General features: G+C 68.1%; 12 protein-coding genes. 7 read left to right on the top strand and 5 right to left on the bottom strand.

Annotated features, from left to right (window positions below; translation table 11 throughout):
• Positions 1-246 precede the first annotated feature (246 nt).
• The gene (locus tag GA0115259_RS14850) at positions 247-1,755 is read right to left on the bottom strand and encodes an FG-GAP-like repeat-containing protein (RefSeq protein WP_093596360.1); all 1,509 of its coding nucleotides are present in this window, start codon (positions 1,753-1,755) and stop codon (positions 247-249) included.
• Positions 1,756-2,474: 719 nt separating this feature from the next.
• Between GA0115259_RS14850 and GA0115259_RS14840 the strand changes: the two genes are divergently transcribed.
• The 3 genes from GA0115259_RS14840 to GA0115259_RS14830 all read left to right on the top strand — a co-directional run bounded on the left by GA0115259_RS14840 (position 2,475) and on the right by GA0115259_RS14830 (position 4,378).
• On the top strand, positions 2,475-2,999 hold the full coding sequence (locus GA0115259_RS14840) for a DUF6879 family protein (RefSeq protein ID WP_093596356.1): 525 nt from the start codon (positions 2,475-2,477) through the stop codon (positions 2,997-2,999).
• A gap of 15 nt (positions 3,000-3,014) precedes the next feature.
• Positions 3,015-3,863, top strand: coding sequence for a helix-turn-helix domain-containing protein (locus tag GA0115259_RS14835; protein ID WP_093596354.1), 849 nt, complete (start codon positions 3,015-3,017; stop codon positions 3,861-3,863).
• Between the two features lie 290 nt (positions 3,864-4,153).
• Positions 4,154-4,378: a hypothetical protein gene (locus GA0115259_RS14830; protein WP_093596352.1), complete on the top strand. Its 225-nt coding sequence runs from the start codon at positions 4,154-4,156 to the stop codon at positions 4,376-4,378.
• A 197-nt stretch (positions 4,379-4,575) separates the two neighbouring features.
• Here GA0115259_RS14830 and GA0115259_RS14825 read toward each other — a convergent pair whose 3' ends face one another.
• Positions 4,576-5,169, bottom strand: coding sequence for a DUF4328 domain-containing protein (locus tag GA0115259_RS14825; RefSeq protein ID WP_093596350.1), 594 nt, complete (start codon positions 5,167-5,169; stop codon positions 4,576-4,578).
• Between the two features lie 102 nt (positions 5,170-5,271).
• On the opposite strand from GA0115259_RS14825, the gene GA0115259_RS14820 reads away from it, so the two are divergent.
• The 4 genes from GA0115259_RS14820 to GA0115259_RS14805 all read left to right on the top strand — a co-directional run bounded on the left by GA0115259_RS14820 (position 5,272) and on the right by GA0115259_RS14805 (position 7,167).
• Positions 5,272-5,790 carry an SMI1/KNR4 family protein gene (locus GA0115259_RS14820; RefSeq protein ID WP_176732554.1) on the top strand — a complete coding sequence of 173 codons (519 nt, stop codon included), beginning with the start codon at positions 5,272-5,274 and terminating at the stop codon, positions 5,788-5,790.
• Between the two features lie 66 nt (positions 5,791-5,856).
• Positions 5,857-6,081: a hypothetical protein gene (locus tag GA0115259_RS14815; RefSeq protein ID WP_093596346.1), complete on the top strand. Its 225-nt coding sequence runs from the start codon at positions 5,857-5,859 to the stop codon at positions 6,079-6,081.
• Between the two features lie 161 nt (positions 6,082-6,242).
• Positions 6,243-6,644: a hypothetical protein gene (locus GA0115259_RS14810; RefSeq protein ID WP_093596344.1), complete on the top strand. Its 402-nt coding sequence runs from the start codon at positions 6,243-6,245 to the stop codon at positions 6,642-6,644.
• A 31-nt stretch (positions 6,645-6,675) separates the two neighbouring features.
• Positions 6,676-7,167, top strand: coding sequence for a hypothetical protein (locus tag GA0115259_RS14805; protein WP_093596342.1), 492 nt, complete (start codon positions 6,676-6,678; stop codon positions 7,165-7,167).
• A gap of 39 nt (positions 7,168-7,206) precedes the next feature.
• On the opposite strand, the gene GA0115259_RS14800 is transcribed toward GA0115259_RS14805, so the two are convergent.
• From GA0115259_RS14800 to GA0115259_RS14790, 3 genes are all read right to left on the bottom strand, one after another.
• Positions 7,207-8,628 (bottom strand): sensor histidine kinase, encoded by a 1,422-nt coding sequence (locus GA0115259_RS14800; protein WP_176732553.1) that lies wholly within the window; start codon positions 8,626-8,628, stop codon positions 7,207-7,209.
• Entirely contained in the window at positions 8,625-9,449 is an 825-nt protein-coding gene (locus tag GA0115259_RS14795; RefSeq protein ID WP_093596340.1) for a response regulator transcription factor, read from the bottom strand. The genes GA0115259_RS14800 and GA0115259_RS14795 overlap by 4 nt, the downstream gene beginning before the upstream one ends.
• Before the next feature lie 164 nt (positions 9,450-9,613).
• A partial coding sequence (locus tag GA0115259_RS14790) for a S1C family serine protease (RefSeq protein ID WP_107469190.1) occupies positions 9,614-10,461 on the bottom strand: 848 nt, incomplete at its 5' end.

Here is a 10,461-nt window from a genome sequence, read left to right as displayed (position 1 = left end):
CGCCCGGACAGGAGTGCGGCCGAGCGTGAAAATCCGTGCCTGCGACCTCGAAAACCGACAACCCCCGACTGCACCCGCTTCTGCGATGAGCCCCTTAGGCGTGAGAGTGACGACCCCGACGTCGTCATCCGCACCACCCGCACCAAGCTCCACGACCTCCTGGCCGCCGCCGAGGAAGGCCGGTTCGACGGCCTGGTCCGAGGTCCCACTGCCCCTGCGCCCACTGCCCCCGCCCCGGAGTCGCCGCTACGGGGCGAGAGTCTCCCCGAAGCGGGCGTCGGGGGAGGGGGCGCTGAGCGTGGCGCCGTTGAAGGACCATGATCCCTTGGCGGTGGGGCCGCTGCTCGTGCCGGGGAAGACCCAGGCGGCGCCGTCGTCGGTGTTTTTGCCGGGCGCGGAGGCGATCAGCTCGGCCTTGCCGTCCTGGTTGGCGTCGATGAGCCGGAGGGCGCCGCCGAACCGGTCGTGGTCCTCGTTGTCACCGGGGACGGACGGCGTGCTCTGGCTGAAGCTGGACAGGTCTCTCGGGGTGAGCCCACGGGCGGTACCACGCATCACCCACACGGTGCCCGGGTCGGTGAGACTGTTGATGTCGTTGGCCGGGGCGCTGATCGCGGCGTCGGCGTAGCCGTCGCCGTCGACGTCGCCCACGGTGACGGCACCGCCGAAGCGGTCACCGGTCTTGTCGTCGCCGGAGGCGCCGATGGTGGTCTGATTCCAGTGCTGGTCGCCATCCAGACCCTTCGGGCCGCTGGGCCCGCCGAAGAAGACGTCGACGGTGCCGCCGTCGAGCAGCCACTCGTTGAGGTCATCGCTGTCGGCCGGAGAGCCGAAGACGAGGTCGGCGTATCCGTCGTTGTTGATGTCACCGGAGGCGCCGACCGGGCCGCCGCGCAGTCCACGGACATAGGTCAGCCCGTCGCGGCCACCGGAGAAGTAACTGGCCGCTCCGACGGTCTCGACGGGATTGAGCGATTCGTAGGTGGTGATGGTGCCGAGCAGGACCAGGTCGTCGGAGCCGCTGTTGTTGTAGTCGCCCGAGGTGAGGCCCGTGGGTGTGAACTCCTCCCACCACTTCCAGTCCATGGGGGCGCCCTGCGAGGTGTGCCCGCCGTCGGCCGCGGCCTCGAAGCCGTATGTCCACAGAGCCTTCTTGGTCAGGAGCGCCAGCTCGATGCCGGAGCCCGTGAACCGGCCGGTGGCCAGTCCCGTCCCGAAACGGCCGCCGGTGGTCGGGGCATCGTCCTGAAGCCAGAGAGGGCTGGTGGCCCGCAGCCCGTCCGCGGAGCCCCACAGCACGACCGCGGCCCCCGCGTCGGTGGCGGTGCCGATGTCTCTGCCGGGCATGCCGACGACGAGATCGGCGTAGCCGTTGCCGTCCAGGTCGCCGGAGGCGGTGGTCTGTCCGAAGCCGTCGCCGGTCTGGGCGAGACCCGGTATGCCCGGGGTGCTCAGGCTGAACGTCGCCCGGCGGGAGGCGGAGAGGCCGCTCGCCGACCCGTACAGGACGGCGATGTAGCCGGCGCCCTTCTGGGCGCTGACGGTGCCGCCGGGAGCGGAGACGACGAGGTCGGGATAGCCGTCGCCGTTGAAGTCGTCGTGGGCCGCTTCCAGGGCCGTGGGGGCGGCGACCGTGGGAGAGGCCGTCGCGGTGATCGTGGCGCCGATCGTCAGTAGTACGGTCGCCGCGGCCGTACCGGACATCCGGCTCGTTCGGCGGCCGGTGCTTCCGGTGGTGGAACGCGTACTGCGCATGTCGTGGCTCCTGAGATCTCGGCATGGTGAGGCCGGGCATGGAGTCGCGGGAGGCACTGCGAGGGCCCGTTCCCCGCCGTCGTGATGTTGGACCACGGACCGCGTACAAGGGTTGTGCCAGGTGAGGGAACCGATGTGCGGAGCAAGGGTCGGCCGGTTCGCTGCCTGCCTCGACGGCCGTCACGCCGGCCGCAGCCCAGGGGGTGACTGACGGCTCCTCACGGCAGGCCGCCGCTGTCGTCCGGCGGTGTGTGCCGCCGCAGGGGCCGTCCGCAGGCTGCTGCTGCAAGAGGACGGCATTCTCCGCAGACGCACCCGATGTGGCGCCCGTGCCGGAGGCGGAACCCACGCCCGAGTCCGTCATGTACCGACAGGCGGTCGGCGCCAAGGCGGCGAGGAGGGCGGCGGCGGGGAATTCCCAGCCCGCTGGTGCCCCTTGACGCGGATCGTCGTAAAGGCGACGCTCGTGGAACGTCGTGGAACAAGCAGCAGACCGGAGGCAGCCATGGCATTACGGCTCATCGCGAAGGACCCCAACACTGACGGGGCGAACTGTCCCACAGTATGGGTGGACGAGGACCGGCAAGAGCTGATTTTACAGGGTTGGAAGGTTGACGAAGAGACTCGGTCCGACTGCCTGGCTAACGGTCCGATTCCTGACGGTGAAGAGGTTGTGCGGCTGCCCATGCGCATGGTGGCGGTCATTCGGGAGGCATGTGATGTGGCGGACCGCTCCACCGTTCGGTGAGCTGCTGGCCGGTTGTCAGCGGTCAGCGGTGCATCTTGAGATGCGCGACCACTACGACGACCCCGACGAAGCGCCTCGCGTCGTAGCCTGGAAATCCGGCTGTCGTCTCAATCCCACCGACCGTGCCTCATGGTGGCGCCCGTGGCTTGACATGGTGGCCGAAGCGGTGGCCCGGGGTGTCGAATTCCGTCGGGCACGTATTGTCTCCGAACCCGTTAGCGAGTACACGCGGTATCTGTATGACGGAACGTTCACCAACATTGCGGCTGGTGAACAGATTCGCTGGCTGGCTCGCAGACAGGCGTCAGATATCGCGTTGCCCGGAAATGACTTCTGGCTGTTCGATGGACGTCTGGTCAGATTCGGGTACTTCTCAGGTGAAGGGACTTACCTGGGTGACGAAGTGACCGACGAACCAGCCGTGGCGAAACTCTGCGCTGACGCGTTCGAAAGCGTGTGGGCAAAGGCTACGCCGCATGAGGAATACAAGATCTGACGGACGTCTCAGCCCATGCCCGCGTCGCCCTCATCCAGTGTTCAAGCTGCCCGCAAGGCGGTTGCTGACCGGCTCCGTGAGATCCGCCGAGACGCGAACCTCACAGCCAAGGACGTTGCCGACCGTACCGGCTGGTACAAGTCCAAGGTTTCTCGCCTTGAGAATGCCGTTACATCTCCGTCTGACGACGATATACGTGCATGGTGCCACGCCTGTCAGGCTGACGGGATGGCCGCTGACCTTATCGCGGCCTCTCGTTCGGCAGACAGCATGTACGTGGAGTGGCGACGACTCCAACGCACCGGTCTGCGGCGACTCCAAGAGTCGTACATCCCACTCTTTGATCGGACGCGCGTTTTCCGTATCTACTGCTCAAATGTAGTTCCAGGTTTGCTCCAGACAGAGGGATACGCACGTGCCTTGCTCGGCTCAATCGCGGCCTTCCGTGGCACCCCCGATGACGTCTCAGACGCAGTTTCGGTGCGTATGGAACGGTCGCGGGTAATCCGCCAAGGGGACCACCGATTTGCATTGTTGGTCGAGGAATCAGTCCTGCGTCACCGCGTCGGCGGAGCAGAGATCATGGCCGGGCAGCTTGGCTATCTACTGTCGGTCATGGCTTTGCCGTCCGTTTCGCTCGGTGTGATCCCCTTCGCCGCTGATCGGCGCATGTGGATGATTGAGACGTTCAGCGTCTACGACGAGAAACAGGCGCAAGTTGAGACGCTGACGGCTCAGGTGAACGTGGCTGCCCCATCCGAAGTAGGGCAGTACCTCAAGGCGTTCGGCGAGCTCTCCAAGCTTGCTGTGTACGGCGCTGACGCACGATCTCTGATCACATCCGCCATCGACGTGCTTGAGTGATTTGCGTGTAGAACTTCGTGGAACTGCCTAGGAGTTGGGACCAGCACGGTCCTAGCGTTGTTGCTGCACGAAAGGCGTGAGGCGCGCCAGGAGGGCTCCGGCATGCCCGTGGCCTTCGCGGCGGCGGCGGAAACCGAAGCGCCCAAACGTCCGCCCCGACCGGTGGGAACCCTGGACAGGTCGAGTGGTCGGGGCGGGTGACCAATCCGCAGGGCTCAAGCTCTGCGGTTCTCCGGTCACGCCACTGACGGTACGGCGGCGTGACCCTTCACGAAAGAGGAGGTCGGTAGATGAGCGCTCAGACGGTCGATACGTATGAGACGCGCGCGCCGGACACCGAGGGGTGGCGGGGCGTCCCGTTCCTTCACCCGAAGGACATGCCCGCCGGCGCCACGGCCGATGTGAGCACCTTGGTAACGGCGGAGGTGGAGGACGACGGAGGTAAGCACGACGCGGGGCCCATGCCACCCGAGGCGCCGCGCGACCCGGCCCCGGGCGGTGAGGACGACAAGTAATCCCAGCCGGTAGACCAGGCTGGTAAGTGATCCCGTGCTCCGTCCATGCGTCTCCCCGGCGTATGGGCGGGGCTTCGTGCTGTCGCAGACCGGCCGATGCCTAAGCATCTTGTGGGGAACTGATCCTGGGGAAGCTGTCCGCCATCAGCTCCGCCAGTCCTGCGCTCCGGCCTCGTTGTCTTGTGTGCTCATGCTGCCTAGGCCGGTGCCGAAGGTTTGTGCGGCTGCGGGTGCGTCTGGGCTGTGGTGAAGCGTTGGATGACCACGATGACGAGTACCGCGGCGATCGGATACAGGGCCTGGGCGGTGATCGACAGAGGGAGTGAGGCGGTGTTGTCGGCCGAGGTGGCCAACAGGCCTGCGGCCGTGTGTCCGATCCATGCTGCCCACCAGGCGTTGATGAGAGTGACGGTGTTGTCCGGGGCGGAGCCGTGGGTGAGAACCCGGTGGATGTCGAGGGCGATACGGCGCGGGCGCCAGAACATCAGGACCGGGGTGAACCAGGCGCCTACGGCCCAGCCTGGTGAGTAGGTGAAGGAGCCCGGCGACAGGAGCTCGGCGTTGTGGCGGCACCGCCGGAACCAGAGCACGAAAACGATGATCGCCACGAGCCCGACGGTGGTGGAGATCTGCAGGTAGCGGACGTAAAGGTCCCCGCGCTCCCCTTGCTCGGCGCCGGTGAGGAGCGTCGGACGCAGAGGATCGAGCAGTGCGAAGAGCGCGACGAAGATCTGTGCGGCCCGTGCCAGGCGGCGGGAATCGCGAGGTGCCGTAGCGACTGACGTGGACATGGACGTGGACGGTGACGGTATCTCAGCGGTGGCCGCCCGGCCCCCCGCCCCGCCCTCGCCTCCGCCTCCGTCCCCGCCACAGCCCGGCACTACCCTGTGTCCGTGATAGTCGCCGATGATCGACAGTTGCTTCCGGCCCTCGCCGCCGTGGCCGACGTTCCGTTCCACTACGCCGAGGACGCGGCCGATTTTGAGCCCTTCCCCGCGTTCCTGTCGGCCGAGGAGACCACCGAGTGGCTGCGGGCCTGGACCAGGAACGGTGAGGTGGACGGTGATGAGTTCCGGGTGTTCGGTCAGGACGGTACGGGCGGGTACGCGGCGATCTGGCTGACGCGTCCGGATCGGCCGTTGGCCGACCAGCCGGTCGTCTTTCTCGGGTCCGAGGGCGAGGCCGGTGTGATCGCGGCCGACCTGGCCGGCTTCCTGTGGCTGCTTGCCGACGGCCTCGGCCCCCGTGAAGCGGTCGACTCACCCGGGCAGAAGCTGTGTCCCGATGCGGCGCTGTCGGCCATCGCCGAGCGGTTCGCACCAGGTTTTCGTCGGCCGGCGTCGGCGGTGATCGACGCCGCCGCACGCGAGTTCCCCGACTTCGAGGCCACCGTCGTCGCACTCTGCCGCTGAGTCCTGGTGTGAACGCCAGGTAGGAACCATAGGACCGTTGGACCGTACGGAAGGAACGCACGCACCATGACGGACAAGACACGCTGGTTGCCCCTGGCCCGTTCGCTCCTCATGTGGTGGGTGGTCGTCACCCTCATCCTGTGGCTTCTGGGCAAGGCACTCGGCCAGTCCGCAGGCCTCGCGGCCTGCGCCGCGTCCGCCGTCCTGCTGATCGCGATCGGGGAAACCGGCGACTGGCTGCGCCGCCGCTGGACCGCGTACCGCCTCAGAAATCCGTCCGAGAGGCCGTAGTTACTAAAAGGCCGTAGTCACCACACAGCCGTATTCAGTGCCCCCAAGGTTCTCTCAAGGTTTACTCAAAGCCCGCCCAGCACAGTGGTGACCGGTCGGGGGCACGCTGCCCCTCACCGCCCGAATCCGGGCTCACACACCGTGCTTGGGGGCCGCACACCATGAGGATCCGTACACGTCGTCTTACCGCCGGCCTGTTCTCGGCCGCGCTCGTCGGGAGCGCGCTCGCCATCGCTCCGACCGCTCAGGCCCAGGCGCCCGCGGCGGCGGCGTCCTGCTACGACTTCGCAATTCCCTACACCAAGGACGCCGGAGACGTCGACCTTCCGGTCGGCCGCCTCTTCTCCACCTCGACCGCCTGCGCGGACATCAACATCAAGCCCAACACCAACCGCTACATCAAGGTCTGCTTCGAGACCCAGGGCCGGCTGGACTGCCAGGCGAACTACACCCTCGCCTACGCGGGCCAGTGGAACACGATCGCGACGAACGTCCGGGACGGCGCCCTGTTCGTGTTCTCCTTCCGCTCCGACGCCCGCTCCACCGGCAGCTGGGCCGCCTGACCTACCGCTACGAGAAGAGAGAGGTTTCTCCATGAAGGGCAAACAGAGCTCCGGGCGCGACTGGGTGAGAAGCACACTGCTCACGGCCGCCGTCGCGCTGGTCACTCCGATCGCGGTGGCCACCTCCGCCCAGGCGGCGGACTACGAGTACGACTGGGGCACGCTCACCACACAGGAGGGCTGCGGGGACGTCATCCGTCTGGGCGTCGGCCCCGACAGCGGATGGGGATGCTTCGAGCGCTACGGCGACCGGTTCCTGGTGTACGCGGGCGACACCGTCGACGGAACGCCTCGCGTCTACTGGACCAACCAGCTCAAGGACAGCTCCGGCGCCTGGAAGACCTACCGCGAGGGCGTCTGCTACGGCGAGTACTACCGGGGCTCGACGGTCGTCTGCAACAAGGACTTCTACGAGAACAGCACCTCGCCCAACAAGCTGGGTGGCCAAGGGAGCCGCATCACGTTCCGGTACTACGATGCCGCCGGTTCGACGGCCAACTTCACCGTCCTGAACAACCAGTAGCGGATCAGCGGCGGTTTCTCCAACCGGGTCCCCAGGCCCTCACGGAGTCTCCGGCGGCGGCGTGGGCGCGCCCGGGATGCGGATGGCCGCTACCGTGCCGCCGCCCGCCGCGTGGCGGAGGGCCACCTCGCCGCCTGTCTGGTGGATCGTACGGGCGACGATCGACAGGCCGAGGCCCGAGCCCGGGAGGGCGCGGGCGGACGGTGAGCGCCAGAAGCGTTCGAAGACGTACGGGAGTTCGTCGGCCGGGATGCCCGGACCGTGGTCGCGTACGGTCAGTTCGCCGCCTTCGCTCAGGGCGACCTCCACCGAGCCGCCCGGCGGGCTGAACTTCACCGCGTTGTCGAGGACGTTCACCAGCGCGCGTTCGAGCGCGGCCGGTTCGGCCCGTACGTACCAGGAGCGCAGATCCGCGGTGATGGTCAGCTCCGGGCCGCGCAGCCGGGCCCGTTCCAGCGCGCTCTCCACGATGTCGTGGAGTGCGACGACCTGGAGAGGGCCGGGATCGGTGGCGTCCGGGCGGGAGAGTTCCTGGAGGTCGCCGATGAGGGAGGCCAGTTCGGTCATCTGCGCCTTGACGGAGGCCATCAGCGCCATGCGGTCGTCGGGCGGGATCGCGCGGCCGGTCTCCTCGCTGCGGGCGAGCAGTTCGACGTTCGTACGGAGCGAGGTCAGCGGCGTCCGCAGTTCGTGCCCGGCGTCGGCGATGAGCTGGGACTGCCGGTCGCGGGAGGACGCGAGCGCGGCGGTCATCGAGTTGAAGGAACGGGAGAGCCGGGCGATCTCGTCCTCGCCCTCGACCGGGATACGGACGGTCAGGTCCTCCGTACGGGCCACATGCTCGACCGCGCGAGTCAGCCCGTCGACCGGCCGCAGGCCCGCCCTGGCGACCCAGAGGCCGGCCGCGCCCGCGCCGACGACACCGATGCCGGCGACGGCGGTGAGCAGCAGGGCGAGCCGGTTCAGCGCGGAGTTGATCTCGGTGAGAGGGCGCGCCACGGAGACGGCGATCGGAGCGCCGATCGCACTGCCGGAGCGTAGGCGCTGCGTGAAGACACGGACCTCGGTGCCGCCGTCGGTGGTGCTGTCGTGCAGGGAGGTGTGCTCGGTGCCGTCGGCGACCGCGAGATCCTGCGGCTGCACCTTCACCGCCTGCGAGTCCGGGGCCACGCACCGCGTGCCGTCGGCCAGGACCACCTGGATATAGGCGAAGCCGGATGATCCGCCCGTGGTCTCGGGCGGGAGGCCGTTGTTGCAGTTGTTCAGCGCGTTCTGCACGGTGCTGGGCGGCGCGGAGGTGTTCTCCAGGGAGGTGTCCAGCTCGCTCGGCAACTGCGTACGGGTGAGCAGCCAGCAGGTCACGGCCACCGCGGCGACGGCGACGGCGACGGCCGTGGCGACCAGCAGCGCGAGCCGGGAGCGCAGCGGCAGTGACTGGAACCGGCGGACCAGGGCCCTCACTCCGCGCCACCGCTTCCGCCGCTGCCCGGTGAGGTGCCGGGCGAACTGCCGGACGCCGCGGTGGCTCCCGTACCGCTTCCGCCGCCGCCCGTTCCGCCGCCCGTACTGTCCGCACGCAGCGCGTATCCCACACCACGCACCGTATGCACCAGCCTCGGTTCGCCGCCGCTCTCCGTCTTGCGGCGCAGATACATCACGTACACGTCCAGCGAGTTGGAACTCGGCTCGAAGTCGAAGCCCCAGACGGCCTTGAGGATCTGCTCGCGGGTGAGCACCTGCCGCGGGTGCGCCAGGAACATCTCCATCAGCGTGAATTCGGTACGCGTCAGCTCCACCCGCCGGCTGCCGCGCGTGACCTCGCGGGTGGTCAGGTCCATCCGCAGATCGGCGAAGGCGAGCACGTCGTTGCCGGGCAGCTCGCCGGTCGTCGTCGCGTACGAGCTGCGCCGCAGCAGGGCGCGGATACGGGCGAACAGCTCGTCCAGCTCGAAAGGCTTGACCAGATAGTCGTCGGCGCCCGCGTCCAGTCCCGTGACGCGGTCGCCGACCGTGTCGCGGGCGGTCAGCATCAGGATCGGCACCTTCGAGCCGCCGGCCCGGAGCCGGCGGGCGGCGGTCAGGCCGTCCATACGAGGCATCTGGATGTCGAGGACGATCAGGTCCGGTGTGTACGCGGTGGCCTTGGCGAGGGCGTCGACACCGTCGACGGCGACCTCGGTCCCGTACCCGTCGAACGCGAGGCTCCGCTGGAGGGCCTCGCGTACGGCGGGTTCGTCGTCGACGATCAGGATTCTCTGGGGATCGCCTTCGGCGGGACTCATATCGCTTCTACCTCGTCGGTCTCGGTCTCGTCGGTCTTGTCGGTCGGGTCGGTCCCGCCGTCTCGTCGGCTCTGCCGCTCCCTATCAGCGTCGCACGGCCGCGGTGCGTCCATGGCCCGCACGTCTCTTACGGTCGCGGTCACCGCGGGCCGAGGCGGTACGGATCAGTTCGTTCCTCCGTCGCGCAGCGCGGCGAGGTCCGACTTGACCGTGTTGATCGGGATGGCGAAGCCCAGGCCCACGCTCCCGGCGCCCGAACTGCCGTCGGCCGAGGACGAACTCGGTGCGTACATCGCCGAGTTGATGCCGATGATCTCGCCGTTCATATTGATCAGCGCGCCACCGGAGTTGCCCGGGTTGAGCGAGGCGTCGGTCTGGAGGGCCTTGTACGTGGTCTTCGAGGACCCGGTGTCACCGTTGAACTGCTGGCCGCCGAACTCGAACGGCCAGTTCCCGCCGCCCCACTGCTGCCCCTGGCCCTGATCCTGGCCCTGGTCCTTGGCGACGGTGACATCGCGGTTGAGCGCCGAGATGATGCCGCTGGTGACCGTGCCGGTCAGGCCCTCGGGCGAGCCGATCGCCACGACCTCGTCGCCCACCCGTACCTGGCCGGAGTTGCCGAGCGCGGCCGTCTTGAGGCCGCTCGCGCCGTCCAGCTTGATGAGCGCGAGGTCCTTGTCGGCGTCGGTGCCCACGACCTGGGCGTTGTACGTTTTGCCGTCGCTGAGCTGGACCTTGACCGTCGAGGCGCCGGAGATGACATGGTTGTTGGTGATGATCTCGCCGTCGGATGTGATGATCACGCCGGAGCCGGTGGACTGCCCGGAGTTCGAGCTCGCGGTGATCTCTACGATCGTGGGCGACACGGCCTGGGCGACACCGGCGACCGTGCCCTTGCTGCTCTGCGAGACGGTGGTCCCGTTCACGATCGTCTCACCGCTGCTCGTACCGTTGCCGGAGTACCGCCCGACCAGGGTCGCCGTGCCGCCGCCGATGATCGCGGCGGCGATCG

The organism is Streptomyces sp. MnatMP-M17, from assembly GCF_900091995.1.
Lineage (GTDB): Bacteria > Actinomycetota > Actinomycetes > Streptomycetales > Streptomycetaceae > Streptomyces.
Note: the sequence above shows the minus strand (reverse complement) of the source record. Positions and strands in the feature narration are given on the sequence as shown.